Source organism: Pseudomonas sp. UBA7530 (assembly GCF_002479365.1).
Lineage (GTDB): Bacteria > Pseudomonadota > Gammaproteobacteria > Pseudomonadales > Pseudomonadaceae > Aquipseudomonas.
Map to the genome: position 1 here is coordinate 683,573 of NZ_DLMS01000011.1, position 18,640 is coordinate 702,212.

Annotated in this window: 11 protein-coding genes; 5 read left to right on the top strand and 6 right to left on the bottom strand. The window is 65.0% G+C overall.

The window, feature by feature from the left end; translation table 11 throughout:
* Positions 1 to 3: 3 nt before the first annotated feature.
* From B2U07_RS17110 to B2U07_RS17120, 3 genes are read left to right on the top strand one after another with little or no spacing between them, the layout of a single operon-like run.
* Positions 4 to 7,284, top strand: coding sequence for an Hpt domain-containing protein (locus B2U07_RS17110; RefSeq protein ID WP_296277397.1), 7,281 nt, complete (start codon positions 4 to 6; stop codon positions 7,282 to 7,284).
* A complete protein-coding gene (locus B2U07_RS17115) occupies positions 7,281 to 8,300 on the top strand; it encodes a chemotaxis protein CheB (protein ID WP_275545579.1) in 1,020 nt (339 codons plus the stop codon). Before B2U07_RS17110 ends, B2U07_RS17115 begins: the two co-directional genes overlap by 4 nt.
* A 10-nt stretch (positions 8,301 to 8,310) precedes the next feature.
* Positions 8,311 to 8,781, top strand: a complete 471-nt coding sequence (locus B2U07_RS17120; protein WP_275545578.1) for a chemotaxis protein CheW — start codon at positions 8,311 to 8,313, stop codon at positions 8,779 to 8,781.
* A gap of 78 nt (positions 8,782 to 8,859) precedes the next feature.
* On the opposite strand, the gene B2U07_RS17125 is transcribed toward B2U07_RS17120, so the two are convergent.
* From B2U07_RS17125 to B2U07_RS17135, 3 genes are all read right to left on the bottom strand, one after another.
* A complete protein-coding gene (locus B2U07_RS17125; protein WP_197858057.1) occupies positions 8,860 to 10,332 on the bottom strand; it encodes an alanine/glycine:cation symporter family protein in 1,473 nt (490 codons plus the stop codon).
* Between the two features lie 211 nt (positions 10,333 to 10,543).
* Positions 10,544 to 11,263, bottom strand: a complete 720-nt coding sequence (locus B2U07_RS17130; RefSeq protein WP_275545577.1) for a 16S rRNA (uracil(1498)-N(3))-methyltransferase — start codon at positions 11,261 to 11,263, stop codon at positions 10,544 to 10,546.
* A gap of 88 nt (positions 11,264 to 11,351) precedes the next feature.
* A complete protein-coding gene (locus B2U07_RS17135) occupies positions 11,352 to 12,758 on the bottom strand; it encodes an adenosylmethionine--8-amino-7-oxononanoate transaminase (RefSeq protein ID WP_275545576.1) in 1,407 nt (468 codons plus the stop codon).
* Positions 12,759 to 13,016: 258 nt separating this feature from the next.
* Here B2U07_RS17135 and B2U07_RS17140 point away from each other — a divergent pair, with 258 nt between their 5' ends.
* Both B2U07_RS17140 and B2U07_RS17145 read left to right on the top strand, forming a co-directional pair.
* Positions 13,017 to 13,562 (top strand): cytochrome b, encoded by a 546-nt coding sequence (locus B2U07_RS17140; RefSeq protein WP_275545575.1) that lies wholly within the window; start codon positions 13,017 to 13,019, stop codon positions 13,560 to 13,562.
* Between the two features lie 61 nt (positions 13,563 to 13,623).
* Entirely contained in the window at positions 13,624 to 14,199 is a 576-nt protein-coding gene (locus tag B2U07_RS17145) for a YceI family protein (RefSeq protein WP_275545574.1), read from the top strand.
* Positions 14,200 to 14,323: 124 nt separating this feature from the next.
* On the opposite strand, the gene B2U07_RS17150 is transcribed toward B2U07_RS17145, so the two are convergent.
* From B2U07_RS17150 to ppnN, 3 genes are all read right to left on the bottom strand, one after another.
* The gene (locus B2U07_RS17150) at positions 14,324 to 16,213 is read right to left on the bottom strand and encodes a DEAD/DEAH box helicase (RefSeq protein WP_275545573.1); all 1,890 of its coding nucleotides are present in this window, start codon (positions 16,211 to 16,213) and stop codon (positions 14,324 to 14,326) included.
* 169 nt (positions 16,214 to 16,382) lie between these two features.
* On the bottom strand, positions 16,383 to 17,162 hold the full coding sequence (locus B2U07_RS17155) for a substrate-binding periplasmic protein (RefSeq protein ID WP_275545572.1): 780 nt from the start codon (positions 17,160 to 17,162) through the stop codon (positions 16,383 to 16,385).
* 48 nt (positions 17,163 to 17,210) lie between these two features.
* Positions 17,211 to 18,584 carry a nucleotide 5'-monophosphate nucleosidase PpnN gene (gene ppnN / locus B2U07_RS17160; RefSeq protein WP_197858051.1) on the bottom strand — a complete coding sequence of 458 codons (1,374 nt, stop codon included), beginning with the start codon at positions 18,582 to 18,584 and terminating at the stop codon, positions 17,211 to 17,213.
* Positions 18,585 to 18,640 lie beyond the last annotated feature (56 nt).

Below are 18,640 nucleotides of genomic sequence, written 5' to 3' on the forward strand. Positions count from 1 at the left end.
GCTATGGGTGATCGGCATGATTATGTCGCCCTGGAGTGGGTCAAAGGCGAGATCGGGGAAACCCTGAAGCAGGCGCGGCAGGCCCTGGAGGCGTTCGTCGAGAACCCGCAGGACCCCACGCGCATGCGCTTTTGCCTGACCTACGTGCACCAGGTTCACGGCACCTTGCAGATGGTCGAGTTCTACGGCGCAGCATTGCTCGCCGAAGAAATGGAACAGCTGGCCAAGGCGCTGATGGAAGGTCGCGTGGCCAACCAGGGCGAAGCCCTGGAAGTGCTGATGCAGGCCATCCTGCAATTGCCGGTGTACCTCGACCGTATTCAGACCGCTCGCCGCGACCTGCCGATGGTCGTGCTGCCGCTGCTCAACGACCTGCGCGCCGCCCGCGGCGAAAAGCTGCTGTCGGAAACCAGCCTGTTCTCCCCGGACATGTCCGCACGTCTGCCGGCGCTGCCCTCGGACAGCCTGGCGCGCTTGCGTACTGCCGAGCTGCCGGTTCTGTTGCGCAAGCTGCGGCAGATGCTGCAAATGGCGTTGGTCGGTGTGATCCGTGGCCAGGACCTGGCCACCAACCTCGGCTACATGGCGCGTGTGTTCGCTCGTCTGGAAAGCCTGTGCAAGGACGCCCCGCTGGGCGGCCTGTGGCAGATCGCCTCCGGCCTGATCGAAGGCCTGGCCAATGGCAGCGTGGTCAATGGCACCTCGGTGCGCACGCTGCTGCGCCAGGTCGACAAGGAGCTCAAGCGCCTGGTCGAGCAGGGCGCCGACGGCATCAACCAGCCCGCCCCAGACGAACTGACCAAGAACCTGCTGTTCTACGTGGCCAAGGCGCCAGCGCAGTCGCCGCGTATCCGTAGCCTCAAGGAACAATACCGTCTCGACGACGCACTGCCCGACAACGAGGTGGTGGACGAAGAGCGCGCCCGCCTGGCGGGTCCTGACCGTGATGCCATGCGCTCGGTGGTTGCCGCGCTGTGTGAGGAGCTGGTGCGGGTCAAGGACAGTCTCGACCTGTTCGTGCGCAGTGATCGCAGCCATCCCGGCGAGCTCGACGCCCTGCTGGCGCCGCTCAAGCAGATCGCCGATACCCTCGCGGTGCTGGGCTTCGGTCAGCCGCGCAAGGTGATTCTCGACCAGATCGACGTGGTCCATAGTCTGTCCCTTGGCCAGCGCGAGCCCAACGACGCCGTATTGATGGACGTCGCCGGTGCGCTGCTCTACGTCGAGGCGACCCTGGCCGGCATGGTCGGCCCGAGCGACGACAGCCCGAACGAGCAGAGTCACCTGCCGACCACCGATGTGGCGCAGATCCACCAGCTTGTCATTAAAGAGGCGCGCAACGGCCTGGAGCAGGCCAAGGACGCGATCATCGAGTTCATCGCCTCGCAGTGGAACCACGAGCATCTGGCCCGTGTGCCCGAGCTGCTGACCCAGGTCCGTGGTGGTCTGGCGATGATCCCGCTGCAGCGCGCCGCCGACCTGCTCAACGCCTGCAACCGCTACATCCAGGAACAGCTGCTGGCGCGCAAGGCCGTGCCCAACTGGCAGAGCCTGGACACCCTGGCCGATGCCATCACCAGCGTCGAGTACTACCTCGAACGCCTGGCCGAGGACCATGGCTCTCAGGGCGACCTGATACTCGATGTCGCCGAGGAGAGCCTGGAGACCCTGGGCTACCCGCTCAATGAAAAGCCATCGATCCTCGACCGCGTCGAACCGCAGGAAGAGAGCCTGGCGCCGCTGGCCGACCCGTTGCAGGAAATCGAGCTGCTGGGCGCCGAAGATGAACAACTCGAAGAGCCTCTGGCCGAGCTCGAACCGGCGTTCGAGCTGGACGAGCCTGCTGACGATGTTGTTGCCGAACTGCCAGCGCTGGACGACGAGCCCGAGCTGCCGAGCGCCAACGAAACGGTCGATACCTTCACTTTTGAACTGGATGAACTCGAAGAACTGCCCGCGCTACAGAGCGAGGAGACCGTCGCCGCGCCGTTGCTCGATGCCGAGCCCGAATCTGCGCTGGAACTCGAAGAGCTGAGCCTGGAGCAACTGGCCGAGACGCCGCAGTGGGACGAACTGGAACTGGCGGACCTGGAACTGCCGGAAGTCGAGCTGCCCAGCGCACCCGAGGTCACGCCCGAGGTTGACTCGCCGGCATTGGAGAAACCGCTGTCGATGGCCGATGTGATGGCTGCCCCGGTGCAGGCAATCAACCCGCCCGCCGCCGATGTGCCGCCGAGCCTGCTGCCGCCGCCTGCCGATGAAGAACCGGTGGACGAAGAACTGCTGGAAGTCTTCATCGAAGAAGCCGGTGAGGTGCTGGAAACCATCGCCGAGTACCTGCCGCAGTGGCAGGCCGATACCGCCAACAAGGACGCGCTGATCGAAGTCCGCCGCGCCTTCCATACCCTCAAGGGCAGTGGGCGCATGGTGCGTGCGCTGATCATCGGCGAACTGGCCTGGTCCATCGAGAACCTGCTCAACCGCGTGCTGGATCGCAGCATCGAGCCGGGCGAGTCGGTGCAACAGGTGGTGCTCGACGTCGTGGCGCTGATGCCGGCACTGGTCGAGGAGTTCGCCGCCAAGGCGCAGCGCCAGCGTGATGACGTCGACCTGTTGGCCGCCACCGCGCATGCGCTGGCCAAGGGGCAGACGCCCCCAAAATCTGACGCCCCGGCCGCCCAGCAGGTAGCCGAGCCCGCGGGCGTTGACCAAGCTACCGAGGTCGCCGGGCCGGTCGCCTCAAGCGACAACCAAGCGCTCGAAGGCGAGCCTGTCGATGGCGAGCCCCTCGACCCGCAGTTGCTGGAGATCTTCCGTAACGAGGCGGAAACCCATCTGGACACCCTGGTGGGCTTTCTCGCCGACTGCGCGCAGGAACTGCCGCAACCGGTGACCGATGACCTGCAGCGCGCCCTGCACACCCTCAAGGGCAGCGCGTACATGGCCGGTATCCTGCCGGTGGCGGAAATTGCCGCGCCGCTGGAGAAGCTGGTCAAGGAGTTCAAGACCAACCTGATTCAGGTCGATCTGGCGGCCGCCGAATTGCTCAGCAGCGCCGAGGGCCTGTTCCGCACCGGTCTCGATAACCTGGAAAGCCAGCCGTTGGCGCCGATTCCCGGTGCCGAGGCGTTTCTGGCACGCGTGCAGGCGCTGCATCAGGAGCGTCTGGCCAATGCCGAAAACGAGCGTATGGCGCAAAGCGGCGAGAGCCGTGATCCGCAGCTGATCAGCATCTTCCTCGCTGAAGGCATGGACATCCTGCTCGATGCCGAGGACCTGCTGCGCAAATGGCGTGAGCACCCGTCCGAGCGCCAGGAGTTGTCTGCACTGCTGGAAGAGCTGACCACCCTCGGCCGTGGTGCCGAGATGGCCGAGCTGCCGCAGATCGACGAGCTGTGCGAAGCCCTGCTGGACCTTTACGGCGCCGTCGAAGAAGGCAGCCTGGCCGTCAGCGAGCGCTTCTTTGATGAGGCGGAAAAGGCTCACGAAGCGCTGATCGGCATGATGGATCAGGTCGCCGCCGCCTTGCAGGTCAGCCCGCAACCCGAGCGGGTACAAGCGCTGCGCGAGCTGCTCAGCGAAGCCATCGATCCCAATACCCTGGCCTTGCTGACGCCTGGCGCCGAGGGGCTGGAAATCACCGAGCTCGATCAGGCCATGGTTGAGCTGGAGCAGGCCGATAGCGAGCCGCAGAGCCTGGATGAGCAGGTTGCCGAGGCGGAGTTCATCGAGGAGACGGTCGAAGCGCCGCAGGCCGAAGCGCAGGTCGAAGATGACCCGAGCGCGGCCGATGCCGAACTCGACGAGGAAATGGTGGAAATCTTCCTCGAAGAGGCGGTGGACATTCTGGAGAGTGCCGGTCAGGCGCTGGAGCGCTGGCTCGGCGAGCCGGACAATACCCTGCCGTTGTCCTCGCTGCAGCGCGACCTGCACACCCTCAAAGGCGGTGCGCGCATGGCCGCGATTCGCCCGATCGGTGACCTGGGCCACGAGCTGGAGTCGCTCTACGAAGGCCTGGTCGACCGCCGTTACAACCACTCGCCGGAGCTGGGCAGTCTGCTGCAGCAAAGCCATGACCGCCTGGCGCAGATGCTCGACCAGTTGCAGGCGCGCCGGCCGCTGGTCTCGGGCGACGACCTGAACCAGGCGATCCGGCAGTTCCGTCAGGGCGGCACGCCGCAAAGCCTGTCGGCCGCCGTTGCTCAGATCGAGCCTGAGGCGGATGACGAGCCAGCCGAGGCGCAGGCGGAAAGCTTCGAGCTGCCGCCCCTGGCGCTGGTCGAAGACGAGATCGTGTTCGATGACGAGCCACAAGCCGGGCCTGAGGCCGAGTTGCCGCTGATCGACGAGGTCGAGCTCGTTCTGCCCGAAGACGAGCTGCCGCCGAGCGAAGCTGTTGCCGAGCCCGAGCCCGAGCCCGAGCCCGAGCCCGAGGCGCAGGATGCAGCGCTGGCCAACTGGCACGACGAGCGTGATCCCGAGCTGGTGGAGATTTTCCTCGAAGAAGGTTTCGACATCATCGATAGCGCCGGCGCCGCGCTGCAGCGCTGGATGGCCGATGTCGACAACAGCCTGGAGCTGGAAGCCCTGCAGCGCGACCTGCACACGCTCAAGGGCGGGGCGCGCATGGCCGAGATTCGCGAGATCGGCGATCTGGCTCACGAACTGGAATTCCTCTACGAAGGCCTCGGCGCCGGTCGCCTGCGCGCCAGCCCGGAACTGTTCAGCCTGCTGCAGGCTTGCCACGACCGTCTGGCCGAGATGCTCGAAGCCGTGCGCGGTCAGCGCGCGGTGCCGCAGGGCGATGCCCTGATCGAGACCATCAAGCGCTTCCGGGCCAACCCTGACGAGCAGCTCAGCATGCCGTCGGCGGTGCAGCTCAAGGCGGTGGTCGAGCGCGACGAAGCCGAAGAAGCGGATAGTGACATCCTCGATATCTTCCTCGAAGAAGGCGACGACCTGCTCGAGGCGATGGAAACCGCCGTCGGCCGCTGGGAAGAACAGCGCGACGACAGCAATGCCATCGACGAGATGCTGCGCATCCTGCACACCCTCAAGGGCGGTGCACGCCTGGCTGGGCAGAAGCGTCTTGGCGACCTGAGTCACGACCTGGAACAGCATCTGAGCGAAGCGCTGCAACAGGGCGCGCCCTGGCCTGACAGCCTGTTGCTGGACGTGCAGTCCGGTTTCGAAGGGCTGCAGCAGGAACTCGACCTGCTGCGCCAGCGCCTCAGCGCCAGCCTTGCCGATGAAGCGGTGGCTGCGCCTGTCATCGAGGCGGAGCCTGAGCCAACGGTCACCACGCTGCGCAACCCGATCGTCGCCGCCAGCGAAGTGCCGGCTCAGGTGCAGGCGCCGAAGGTGCTGCCGTTCGTACAGCGCGCCCAGGCGGCCGCTCAGGAAGCCGCTGCCCGTCGCGCCCCGCAGGAGCTGGTCAAGGTGCCGGCCGAGCTGCTCGAGGGTCTGGTCAACCTGGCGGGTGAGACCTCGATCTTCCGCGGTCGTGTCGAGCAGCAGGTCAGCGATGTCAGCTTCACCCTGAGCGAGATGGAAGCGACCATCGACCGGGTGCGCGACCAGTTGCGCCGTCTCGATACCGAGACCCAGGCGCAGATTCTCAGCCGTTACCAGGCCGAGGCCGAGCGCGCCGGCTACGAAGACTTCGACCCGCTGGAGATGGATCGTCACTCGCAACTGCAGCAGCTCTCGCGTGCGCTGTTCGAGTCCGCCTCCGACTTGCTCGATCTCAAGGAAACCCTGGCGGCGAAGAACCGCGACGCCGAGACCCTGCTGCTGCAACAGGCGCGGGTGAACACCGAGCTGCAGGAAGGCTTGATGCGCACGCGCATGGTGCCGTTCGACCGCCTGGTGCCGCGCCTGCGCCGTATCGTCCGCCAGGTGGCCGGCGAGCTGGGCAAGCAGGTCGAGTTCGTCGTCGGCAACGCCGAAGGGGAAATGGACCGTACCGTGCTCGAGCGCATCGTCGCGCCGCTGGAGCACATGCTGCGTAATGCCGTCGATCATGGTATCGAGTTGGCCGAGGTGCGCCGCGCCGCCGGCAAGCCGGACACCGGCACCATCCGCCTCAATCTTGGCCGCGAGGGCGGCGACATCGTCCTCACCCTGGACGATGACGGTGGCGGCATCCGTCTGGAGGCCGTGCGCCGCAAGGCCATCGAGCGTGGCCTGATGGATGCCGACAGCGACCTCAGCGACCACGAGGTGCTGCAATTCATCCTCGAGGCCGGTTTCTCCACGGCAGAGAAGGTCACGCAGATTTCCGGGCGTGGCGTCGGCATGGACGTGGTGCATTCGGAGGTCAAGCAGCTCGGTGGTTCGATGAGCATCGACTCGAGCCTGGGCCAGGGCACGCGCTTCACCATTCGCCTGCCGTTCACCGTGTCGGTCAACCGCGCGCTGATGGTGTACTCCGGCGAAGACCTGTATGCCATCCCGCTCAACACCATCGAAGGTATCGTGCGCGTCTCGCCCTACGAGCTGGAGGCCTACTACGCCCCCGATGCGCCGCGCTTCGAATACGCCGGCCAGGCGTACGAGCTGAAGTACCTGGGCGACCTGCTGAACAACGGCCAGCAACCCAAGCTGGTAGGTCAGAGCCTGCCGCTGCCGGTGATCCTGGTGCGCTCCAGCGAGCACGCCGTGGCGGTGCAGGTGGACAGCCTGGCTGGCTCGCGCGAGATCGTGGTGAAGAGCCTCGGCCCGCAGTTCGCCGGAGTGCATGGGATTTCCGGTGCGACCATCCTCGGTGACGGCCGCGTGGTGGTGATCCTCGATCTGCTGGCGACCATTCGTGTGCTGCACGCGCATCTGCAGAATCAGCTGACGCCGCGCCTGGCCTCGCGTCAGGCCGCAGCCAACGAGGACGTGGAAGTCGACCGTCCGACGTTGGTCATGGTGGTGGACGACTCGGTCACCGTGCGCAAGGTTACCAGCCGCCTGCTCGAGCGTAACGGCATGAACGTGGTCACCGCCAAGGACGGTGTGGACGCCATCGCCCAGCTGCAGGAGCATAAGCCCGACATCATGCTGCTGGACATCGAGATGCCGCGCATGGACGGCTTCGAGGTGGCCACCCTGGTGCGTCACGACGAGCGCCTGAAGGACCTGCCGATCATCATGATCACCTCGCGGACCGGCGAGAAGCACCGCGAGCGGGCCATGGCCATCGGCGTCAATCAGTACCTCGGCAAGCCTTATCAGGAATCCTTGCTGCTCGACACCATTGCACAGTTGGTGGATAGCCACCGGGTCAAACGGACATGACAGACAAATCCTCCGCGCGTATCGCAGTAATCGCCGACACCTCGCTGCAGCGCCATGTGCTGCAGCAGGCATTGGCCGGTGGCGGCTACCAGGTGGTACTCAACAGCGACCCGGCACGCCTCGACGAGCAAGCGCTGGCGGCCTGTGAGACCGACCTGTGGCTGGTGGACCTTGCGCAATCGGAAGATTCTCCGCTGGTCGACAGCCTGCTGGAGCGCGCCAGCGCCCCGGTGCTGTTCGGCGAGGGCCACGCGCCCGAGCGCCATTCGGAAAACTACCCGCGCTGGGAGCGCAGCCTGTTCAGCAAGCTCAAGCGCCTGGTCGGTGACCCGACCCAGGCGGTCGGCCCCAGCCTGCAGGCGCTGCTCGACGAGGCGCAGCGCCCGGCGCGGCTGGAGCTGCCGCAGGTGCTGGCCAACACGCCGCTGAAAGCCGGTGAGCCAGCACGCCAGGTCTGGCTGCTGGCGGCTTCGCTGGGCGGCCCGGCGGCGGTCAAGGCCTTCCTCGATGCGTTGCCGGGTGGCCTGCCCATCGGTTTCATCTATGCCCAGCACATCGACGCCAGTTTCGAGGCGACATTGCCGCAGGCAGTCGGGCGCCACAGCCAGTGGCACGTCAACGCGGCGCGGCATGGCGACCCGGTGCGCTGTGGCGAGGTGGTGGTGGCGCCGATCACTCGCGAGCTGGGCTTTGCCGAAGACGGCGCGATGCAGATTGCCGAGCGCGGCTGGCCCGAACCCTACAGCCCCTCTATCGATCAGATGATGCTCAACCTGGCGCAGCAGTTCGGTGCCCAGTGCGGCGTGATCGCCTTCAGCGGCATGGGCAGCGACGGCAGTGCTGCCGCCGCCTACGTCAAGCGCCAGGGCGGGGTGATCTGGACCCAGCGCGCCGACAGCTGCGCCAGCCCGAGCATGCCTGACAGCCTGCGTGAGGGCGGCTACAGCAGCTTCAGCGCCGACCCGCGCGAGCTGGCCGTGGCGCTGGTCAATCACCTCGCCGAACATTGCAGTTGAGGACGTTTCAATGAGCCAAGCCGTCGCCACCCAGAACAGCGCCGCCGGTCTTACCGGCCTGCTGGTGCCCCTGGTCGACCGCACCCTGCTGCTGCCCAACGTGGCGGTGGCCGAGCTGATTCCCTATCGCGCGCCGCAGGTCAGCGAGGGCACGCCCGACTGGTTTCTCGGGCAGGTCGCCTGGCGTGACCTGCGCTTGCCGTTGCTGTCCTTCGAAGCCGCCAGCGGTGCCCAGGCGCCGGTCGCCAGCGGTGCCCGCGTGGCGGTGATCAACGCCCTGGGCGGGCGGCCCAAGGTCAAGTTCATCGCTCTGCTGGTGCAGGGCATTCCGCGCTCGCTGAAGGTCGGTAGCGACCTGCCGGCAGCCGATGTCGAGCTGGCGCCGCTGGAGCTGGGCGCCGCGCGCGTCGGTGACGACGTGGTGCGCATTCCGGATCTGGCCGCGCTGGAGCAACTGCTTGCCGATGCCGGCCTGATCTGAAGTTAGCCCGCGCTAAGGCGAGCGCCCATGAAAAAGCCCCGGCACTGGCCGGGGCTTTTCATTACTGCGGTAGGCTGATCAGCGCTGCGGTTGCTGCGCTTCGGTCTTGTCCGCAGTCCGGTTGTCTTCCGAGGTCCAGTAGTCAGCATTGGTGATGCCGAGTTTCTCCGGGTTGAATACCGGGTCCTTACCCTCGTCCAGCTGCTGCTCGTAGTCCTTCAGGCACTTGTAGGCGACCTTGTGCATGAGCAGGATGGCGATGATGTTCAGCCAGGCCATCAGGCCTACACCGAGGTCACCCAGGTCCCAGGCGAAGGTGGCGGTGTGCACGGTGCCGTAAACGGTAGCCGCGATGATGCCGAACTTCAGCAGCAGGGTGAGGATGGGACGCTTCACCTTGCGGTTGATATAGGCAATGTTGGTTTCGGCGATGTAGTAGTACGCCAGGATGGTGGTGAAGGCGAAGAAGAACAGGGCAATGGCGACGAAGGCATTGCCGAAGCCCGGCATCATGTTCTCCATCGCGGTCTGCACGTAGCCCGGACCGGCAGCGACACCGGCGATACCGGTGAACATCGCGCTGCCATCGGGCGCCTGCACGTTGTACTGACCGGTGATCAGCAGCATGAAGGCGGTAGCGGAGCAGACGAACAGGGTGTCGATGTAGACCGAGAAGCCCTGAACCAGGCCCTGCTTGGCCGGGTGGCTGACGGCAGCAGCCGACGAAGCATGCGGGCCAGTACCCTGACCGGCTTCGTTGGAGTACACGCCGCGCTTGACGCCCCACTGGATGGCCAGGCCGACAATGGCGCCGAAGCCGGCCTCAAGGCCGAAGGCGCTCTTGACGATCAGCATCACGACTTCCGGCAGCTGAGAGATGTTCAGCAGGATGATCACCATCGCGACCAGGATGTAGCCCAGCGCCATGAATGGCACGACCACCTGAGTGAAGTGGGCGATGCGCTTGACGCCACCGAAGATGATCAGACCGATCAGCACGGCCAGTACGGCGGCGGTGACGTTCGGGTCGATACCGAAGGCGGTGTTCACGCTGGAGGCGATGGAGTTGGCCTGTACGCCCGGCAGCAGCAGGCCGCAGGCGAACACGGTAACGATGGCGAACAGCCAGGCGTACCACTTCAGACCCAGGCCACGTTCGATGTAGAAGGCCGGGCCACCACGGTATTCACCGTTGAGCTTTTCCTTGTACACCTGGCCGAGGGTGGACTCGACGAACGCCGAGCTGGCGCCGAGGAAGGCCACCATCCACATCCAGAACACGGCACCTGGACCACCGAAGGTGATCGCGGTGGCCACACCGGCGATGTTGCCGGTACCGACGCGACCGGCGAGGGTCATGGTCAGGGCTTGGAAGGAGGTGATGCCATGTTCATCGGTCTTGCCGGTGAACATCAGGCGAATCATTTCTTTGAAGTGGCGAACCTGGAGAAAGCGGCCGCGTAGGGAGAAGTAGAGACCAACGCCGAGACACAGATAGATCAGCGCCGGGCTCCAGACCAGACCGTTTAGGGTCGAGACCAGTTCGTTCATGCAATGCTCCTGGGCATGCGGCCGCCTTTTGGGCGGTGCCGAGGCCCGTTGTTTGTTATTGGAAGAGAACGACGCTGCGGGGCGCCGGCCTCGGCCGCGCGCGGGTCGCTGGTGAGCGGGTCGCGCGTGCGGCGCGCAGAGCATGACAAAGACTGCCGGACTTGCAATCTCTTGAGGTCACATTTTGTTACGGCAAGGCGACATTTTGCGCCTAGAGGTCGCCCCAGAGCTGCTGAGCGACACTCAAGGCCACCACGGGGGCCGTTTCCGTGCGCAAAACCCGTGGTCCGAGGCGGGCGGCATGGAAGCCGGAGCCTCTGGCCTGGTCGACTTCGGCATCGCTCAAACCGCCTTCCGGGCCGATCAGAAATGCCAGCGAGCGCGGCGGGGTATGGCCGACCCAGGGCTCTGCGACCGGGTGCAGTACCAGCTTCAGGTCGGCTTCGATCTGCTGCAGCCAGGCGTCCAGCTCCAGCGGCGGATGGATCAGCGGCAGCACCGAGCGGCCGCATTGCTCGCAGGCGCTGATCGCCACCTGGCGCCAGTGCGCCATACGCTTGTCGGCGCGCTCGTCCTTCAGGCGTACCTCGCAGCGCGCCGAGACGATCGGGGTGATTTCGCTGACACCGAGCTCGGTGGCTTTCTGGATCGCCCAATCCATGCGCTCGCCGCGCGACAGGCCCTGGCCCAGATGGATGCGCAGCGGAGATTCGCTGAGCCCGGCGACAGATTCGCGCAGCTCGACGCGCACGCTTTTCTTGCCCACCTCGATCAGCTCGCCCAGGTATTCCTGGCCGCTGCCGTCGAACAGCTGCACGGCATCGCCCACGGCATGGCGCAGCACACGACCGATGTAGTGGGCCTGTGCCTCGGGCAGTTCGTGCTGGCCAAGGGAGAGCGGGGCGTCGATGAAGAAACGGGATAGGCGCATAAGGACAGCTGCAGGCGGCAAGTGGAAAACCGCAAGTGTAAAGCAACGGCGCTGGCTTTTACTTGCAGCTTGGGGCTTGCGGTTGCTTCTAGCCCGGATCGCGATGATCCGGATAGTGGCTGTTGTCCACCGCCACGCTGACCGATTCGCGCGTGGCGATATCGATGCCTTCGCTGGCCACCTCGGCGAGGAAATCGATCTCCTCCGGGCTAATCACGTACGGCGGCAGGAAATACACCACGCTGCCCAGCGGGCGCAGCAGCGCGCCACGCTCCAGTGCATGCTGATACACGCGCAGGCCGCGGCGCTCCTGCCAGGGATAGGCGGTCTTGGCGGCCTTGTCCTGCACCATCTCGATGGCCAGGGCCATGCCGGTCTGGCGCACTTCGGCGACATGCGGGTGATCGGCCAGGTGCGCTGTGGCGCTGGCCATGCGCGCTGCCAGGGCCTTGTTGCGTTCGATCACATCGTCATCGCGGAAGATGTCCAGGGTCGCCAGCGCGGCGGCACAGGCCAGCGGGTTGCCGGTGTAGGTGTGCGAGTGAAGGAAGGCACGCAGCGTGGCGTAGTCGTCGTAGAAGGCGCCATAGACGTCATCGGTGGTCAGCACCGCGGCCATCGGCAGGTAGCCGCCGGTCAAAGCCTTGGACAGCACCAGGAAGTCCGGGGTGATGCCGGCCTGCTCACAGGCGAACATGGTGCCGGTGCGGCCGAAGCCGACGGCGATCTCGTCATGGATCAGGTGCACGCCGTAGCGGTCGCAGGCCTCGCGCAACAGCTTGAGGTAGATCGGGTGGTACATGCGCATGCCGCCGGCGCCCTGGATCAGCGGCTCGACGATCACTGCGGCGACTTCGTGGTGATGCTCGGCCAGCGTCTGCTCCATGTGCGCGAACATGACACGCGAGTGTTCCTCCCAGCTCACGCCTTCTGGGCGCAGGTAGCAGTCCGGGCTGGGCACCTTGATCGTGTCGAGCAGCAGCGCCTTGTAGGTATCGGTGAACAGCGACACGTCGCCCACCGACATCGCCGCCACGGTTTCGCCGTGATAACTGTTGCTCAGGGTGACGAAGCGCTTCTTGTCGGCCTGGCCCTTGTTGAGCCAGTAGTGAAAGCTCATTTTCAAGGCCACCTCGATGCCCGAGGAGCCGTTGTCGGCATAGAACACCTTGTTCAGACCGGCCGGAGTGATCTGCACCAGACGTTCGGACAACTCGATCACCGGCTGATGGGTGAAGCCAGCCAGCATCACGTGTTCGAGGCTTTCCAGCTGCTCGCGGATGCGCGCATTGATGCGTGGGTTGGCATGGCCGAAGACGTTCACCCACCAGGAGCTGACCGCATCCAGATAGCGCTTGCCATCGAAGTCTTCCAGCCAGACACCGGTGGCCTTGCGAATCGCCACCAGCGGCAGGCGCTCGTGATCCTTCATCTGGGTGCAGGGGTGCCACAACACGTCGAGATCGCGTTGCATCCAGTGATCGTTCAGGCTCATGAGCTATCTCCCAATGTTCGGCGGCACAGCCTACCAGAAGCCGCCGCAGGGGCGTGGCCGCTGCCGTCGGTCCGGTGTTACGTACCGTCGGCGCTGCTGGCGATGAACTTTGCGCCGAGCACTGGGCACCAAGCGGGTCGGTACTCAGGCGTTCGAAGCCAGATATCGCATTTCTCGATGTTTCATAGCGAAAAATTCCGCTTTAAATCGATATATTTGCCGTTAGTCTTGCTCGGAATCTGAATCAGGAAAGCCCCCATGCAATGGCGCAACACCTCTGCTCGTTATGGTCTGGTCAGCGTGCTGCTGCACTGGCTGGTCGCGTTGGCCGTATTCGGTCTGTTCGGCCTTGGCTTCTGGATGGTGGGGCTTAGCTATTACGACCCGTGGCGGCAGAGCGCGCCCGACCTGCACAAAAGCATCGGCATCCTGTTGTTCGCCGTCATGCTGCTGCGTGTGCTGTGGCGCCTGCTCAATCCGGCGCCGGCTGCTCTGGCCAGCCACGGCCAGCTCACTCGCCTGGCCTCCAAGCTGGGGCATGGTGTGCTCTATCTCGGCCTGTTTGGCGTGATGATCTCCGGTTACCTGATCTCCACCGCCGATGGCCGTGGTATCGAGTTATTCGGACTGTTCAGCGTGCCGGCCACCGTGACCGGTATCCCGCAACAGGAAGACATCGCAGGCGCCATCCACGAATACCTGGCCTGGGGCCTGGTGATCTTCGCCGGCCTGCATGGCCTGGCTGCACTCAAACACCATTTCATCGACCGCGACAGCACCCTGCTGCGGATGTTCGGGCGCTGAAGCATTTCATAACCGGGCCCATGCCCACCTAGATCGACAACCTCGCAAGGAGAACTCCCACATGTTGAAGAACGCCCTCGCTGTACTGGTACTCGGCTCCGCTCTGATCGGCGGTCAGGCCATGGCGGCCGATTACGTCATCGACAAGCAAGGCCAGCACGCTTTCGTCAACTTCAAGATCAGCCACCTGGGTTACAGCTGGCTGTATGGCACCTTCAAGGACTTCGACGGCAAGTTCAGCTTCGACGCCGCCAAGCCCGAAGAGAGCAAGGTCAGCGTGAACCTGAAGACCGCCAGCGTCGACACCAACCATGCCGAGCGCGACAAGCACATCCGCAGCGCCGACTTCCTCAACGCCAGCAAGCACGACACCGCGACCTTCGAGTCCACTTCGGTCAAGTCCACTGGCGAAGGCACCGCTGACATTACCGGTAACCTGACCCTAAACGGCGTGACCAAACCGGTCGTCATCGCGGCCAAATTCATCGGCGAAGGCAAGGACCCGTGGGGCGGCTACCGCGCCGGCTTCGAAGGCACCACCACCCTGAAGCTGAAGGATTTTGACATCGCCATGGACCTCGGCCCGGCTTCGGAAACCGTCGAGCTGATCATCTCGGTCGAAGGTATTCGTCAGTAAAGAAAGCGGCCGCTTGCGGCCAGCTGATTTGCCCAAAGGACGGGAGAGGGCTGGTTCTCCAGTGGCCTCTCCCCCCTAAACAAAAACGCCGCCCATTGGGCGGCGTTTTCGTTTGCGCGTCAGCTTACTCGTCGCGATTACGCGTGAGCAGCGCCGGCTTCTCGCCACGCGGACGGCTGTTGTTGCTCAGCTCGTCGAGTTGCTCGGCAGTGGGGAAGCGATCCAGGCGCGAGCCCTTGTGCATGATGACCGGCTGCTTCTCGCGCGGGTTACGCACGGCCGCATCGGAGCGTGGCAGCTCGTCGCGGTCGAGCGAGGTGATCCGGCCGTCACTGGCTGGGCGACCACGGCCACGATTGGCACCGTTACGCCCCTGACCACCCTGGCCGGCCTGGCCGCCACCCTGGCGACGGTTCTTGCCTGCACCGTTGCCGCCGCCGCCGTTGTTGCGCGGCCCCTTGCCGTTCTGGCGCGGCTGCCCCTGCGGCGCGCCATTGGCCGGTGCGCCACCGGAGCGACGGCCACGACCCTGCTGCTTGTTCTGGTTCGGGCTGACGTAGTCGACGCGGTTACCGAAGTTGTCGATATCGTCGTCGAGGAATTCTTCCGGATCACGATCCGGCGGCAGCGCCGGGATGGCTGCCGCGGCCTGACCCTGGCCGCCGTTGCGCTGGCCCTGGCCACGACGGCCCTGGCCTTGCGGCTTGGCCTTCTGCTCCTTGCCGCCGTCCTTACCCTTGTCCTTGCGGCCGCCGCTGTGGCGCTCGCCCTTGGGCTTGTCGCCGCCTTCGGCCTTCTGCTTCTTCTGGCCGGCATTGCGCGGTTGGCGCGGCTCGCGCACTTCCGGGCGCTCCGCTTCAACGGCGCTGGCATCGAAGCCCATCAGATCGCCATCGGGGATCTTCTGCTTGGTCATGCGCTCGATGCTTTTCAGCAGCTTCTCTTCGTCCGGGGCGACCAGCGAGATGGCCTCGCCGCTACGGCCTGCGCGGCCGGTACGGCCGATACGGTGGACGTAGTCTTCCTCGACATTGGGCAGCTCGAAGTTGACCACATGCGGCAGCTGGTCGATATCCAGGCCGCGGGCGGCGATATCGGTGGCAACGAGGATGCGCACCTGGTTCGCCTTGAAGTCGGCCAGGGCCTTGGTGCGCGCGTTCTGGCTCTTGTTGCCGTGGATCGCGGCAGCCGGCAGGCCGTGCTTGTCGAGGTACTCGGCGAGGCGGTTGGCGCCGTGCTTGGTGCGGGTGAACACCAGCACCTGTTCCCAGGCACCCTGAGTGATCAGGTGGGCGAGCAGGGCGCGCTTGTGGCTGGCAGCCAGGCGGAACACGCGCTGCTCGATACGCTCGACCGTGGTGTTCGGCGGGGTGACCTCGATGCGCTCGGGGTTATGCAGCAGCTTGCCGGCCAGGTCGGTGATGTCCTTGGAAAAGGTCGCCGAGAACAGTAGGTTCTGGCGCTTGGCCGGGAGGCGGGCGAGGACCTTTTTCACGTCATGGATGAAGCCCATGTCGAGCATGCGGTCGGCTTCGTCCAGCACGAGGATTTCCACGTGGGACAGGTCGACGCTGCCTTGCCCGGCCAGGTCGAGCAGACGGCCCGGGCAGGCGACGAGTACGTCGACACCCTTGGCCAATGCCTGGACCTGCGGGTTCATGCCGACACCGCCGAAGATGCAGGCGCTGACGAATTTAAGGTCACGTGCGTAGATCTTGAAGCTGTCGTGGACCTGGGCGGCCAGCTCGCGGGTGGGCGTCAGCACCAGCACGCGCGGTTGTTTCGGGCCGTGGCGCTGTTCGCGGTCCGGGTGGCCGGCGGGGAACAGACGCTCGAGAATCGGCAGGGCGAAACCTGCGGTCTTGCCCGTGCCCGTTTGCGCCGCCACCATGAGGTCGCGACCTTGCAACACGGCGGGAATGGCCCGCTGTTGCACCGGAGTGGGCTGGGTGTAGCCGGCGGATTCGATCGCACGGACTAGAGCCTCGGAGAGACCGAGGGAAGCAAAGGACATGGGCAATCCTGTACGTAGTGAGGGCGTGGCCCTATGGGGTGATATTGCCTGGCTTGAATCATGCGTGGGGCGCGTGATCCCGTCCGGTACTGCTGGCTTCTGGGAGCTAGCATCCGGGCGCAAGCCTGGCGGGAAGTCCCGAGTATAACAGAGCCGGAGGGCTGTGCAGCTACCAGCCTGTCGGTTGGTTCACGACCTGATGCGTTCGGGGTGTGGCGTAGCGCCGCTGCAACTCGGCGTAGGCAGGCTCGCGCTTGAAGCGGCGCAGCTCACGGGCGAAGTCGACGGCCAGACGTTCGAAGGCCGGTTCCTTGCGCAAGGCCAGGTACAGACGATCATGGCCGACGGCCTTGCGGTTGTAATCGATCTGCTCGAGCAGGCCCAGTTGTGCGCCCAGGTAGAGACCGGCGCGGCGATCGCTGACCACCAGATCGACCCGGTGGCGAATCAGTTTGCCCAGATTGGCTTCGTGGGTCGGCGCCTCCTCGCGGCTGAACAGGGGCGACGTACGGAAGCTTTCATTGGCGTACCAATACCCGGGCGAGATGCCGATCACCAGATCACGCAGGTCTTCCAGGCGTTCATAGGGATAGGGGCGATTGCGCGCGTGAAACAGCACGAATTCGACGTCGCTCAGCGGCTCTTCGACGAAGCGCATGCTCGCTTCACGTTCGGGCAGATGGAAAATGTCCAGAATGCCGTCTGCCATACCCTGTTCAAGGGCCAGCAGGCAGCGCTTCCAGGGCAGGAACTGCAAGTCCAGCTTCATGCCCAGGCGGTGCAGCACTTCACGGGTGATCTCGTAGTCGAGGCCGGCCGCCTGGCCATTTTCTTCATAGACATACGGCGCCCACGCCTCCGTAACCAGGCGCAGCGTTTCGCCGCGAGCGGCGAACGCGATGCAGCCTAGCAGCAGGAAAGCGATGAGTTGGCGCTGAATTGATGGCATTTAGCCAGGTTAGCGGCTTTGGCCGCGCCCCGGAAGCCCATCCATACTTTAGTCCACCACCCGATAGCAGGGCTCGTAGGCACTGCCGCCCGGCAGCTTCATGCGGTGCTGTTCGACGAAGGCCTGTAGCAGGCGATCCAGCGGGCGCATGATGGTGGTTTCGCCACGGATGACGTAGGGGCCGTGTTCCTCGATCAGGCGGATGCCGTTCTCCTTGACGTTGCCGGCGACGATGCCGGAGAAGGCGCGGCGCAGGTTGGCGGCCAGGTGATGCAGTGGCTGCTCGCGGGTCAGGTTGAGGCTGGCCATGGCCTCATGGGTCGGTTCGAACGGGTGCTGGAAGCTTTCGTCGATCTTCAGTAGCCAGTTGAAGTGGAAGGCGTCGTTGCGCTCGCGACGGAACTGGCGCACGGCCTTGATGCCGACGGCCATTTCGCGGGCCACCTCGCCCGGGTCGTTGACGATCATGCTGTAGCGCTGCTGCGCCGCCTCGCCCAGGGTGGCGCCGATGAAGTCATGCAGCTGCTGCAGATAAGGGCCGGCGCTCTTCGGCCCGGTGAGAATGACCGGGAAGGGCAGGTCCTGGTTGTCCGGGTGGGTGAGGATGCCCAGCAGGTAGAGGAACTCTTCGGCCGTGCCGGCGCCGCCCGGGAAGATGATGATGCCGTGGCCGACGCGAACGAAGGCTTCCAGGCGCTTCTCGATGTCCGGCAGGATCACCAGTTCGTTGACGATCGGGTTCGGCGCTTCGGCGGCGATGATGCCCGGTTCGGTCAGACCCAGGTAGCGGCCGGTGAGGTTGCGCTGCTTGGCGTGGCTGATGGTGGCGCCCTTCATCGGCCCCTTCATCACGCCCGGCCCGCAGCCGGTGCAGATGTCCAGGCCGCGCAGGCCCAGCTCGTGGCCGACCTTCTTGGTGTACTTGTACTCCTCGGTGCTGATCGAGTGGCCGCCCCAGCACACCACTATCTTCGGCTCGACGCCGCTGCGCAGGGTCTGGGCGTTGCGCAGCAGGTGGAAGACGTAGTCGGTGATGCCTTCGGAGCTGTCCAGGTCGATGCGCTTGTTCTCCAGCTCGCTCTGCGTGTAGACGATGTCGCGCAGGGCGCTGAACAGCATCTCGCGGGTGCTGGCGATCATCTCGCCGTCTACGAAGGCATCGGCCGGCGCGTTGATCAGTTCCAGGCGGATGCCGCGGTCCTGCTGGTGGATCTTCACTTCGAAGTCCGGGTAGGCCTCGAGAATGGTCTTGGCGTTGTCGCTGTGCGAGCCGGTATTGAGGATTGCCAGGGCGCATTGGCGGAACAGGCGGTAGACGCTGCCCGAGCCGGTTTCGCGCAGTTGCTGCACTTCGCGCTGGGAGAGGGTTTCCAGGCTGCCCTTGGGGCTGACGGAGGCGTTGATCGTGGAGCGTTTGAGCATGAAATGTGATCCCGGTGGCAGGCTCGCGCCGAGGTCGGCGCGGAGGCGTTCGAATA

Excerpts from the sequence above, each read along its gene's own strand:
- B2U07_RS17110 (WP_296277397.1), top strand. The coding sequence starts at position 4 with ATGGGTGATCGGCATGATTATGTCGCCCTGGAGTGGGTCAAAGGCGAG.
- B2U07_RS17115 (WP_275545579.1), top strand. The coding sequence starts at position 7,281 with ATGACAGACAAATCCTCCGCGCGTATCGCAGTAATCGCCGACACCTCG.
- B2U07_RS17120 (WP_275545578.1), top strand. The coding sequence starts at position 8,311 with ATGAGCCAAGCCGTCGCCACCCAGAACAGCGCCGCCGGTCTTACCGGC.
- B2U07_RS17125 (WP_197858057.1), bottom strand. The coding sequence starts at position 10,332 with ATGAACGAACTGGTCTCGACCCTAAACGGTCTGGTCTGGAGCCCGGCG.
- B2U07_RS17130 (WP_275545577.1), bottom strand. The coding sequence starts at position 11,263 with ATGCGCCTATCCCGTTTCTTCATCGACGCCCCGCTCTCCCTTGGCCAG.
- B2U07_RS17135 (WP_275545576.1), bottom strand. The coding sequence starts at position 12,758 with ATGAGCCTGAACGATCACTGGATGCAACGCGATCTCGACGTGTTGTGG.
- B2U07_RS17140 (WP_275545575.1), top strand. The coding sequence starts at position 13,017 with ATGCAATGGCGCAACACCTCTGCTCGTTATGGTCTGGTCAGCGTGCTG.
- B2U07_RS17145 (WP_275545574.1), top strand. The coding sequence starts at position 13,624 with ATGTTGAAGAACGCCCTCGCTGTACTGGTACTCGGCTCCGCTCTGATC.
- B2U07_RS17150 (WP_275545573.1), bottom strand. The coding sequence starts at position 16,213 with ATGTCCTTTGCTTCCCTCGGTCTCTCCGAGGCTCTAGTCCGTGCGATC.
- B2U07_RS17155 (WP_275545572.1), bottom strand. The coding sequence starts at position 17,162 with ATGCCATCAATTCAGCGCCAACTCATCGCTTTCCTGCTGCTAGGCTGC.
- ppnN (WP_197858051.1), bottom strand. The coding sequence starts at position 18,584 with ATGCTCAAACGCTCCACGATCAACGCCTCCGTCAGCCCCAAGGGCAGC.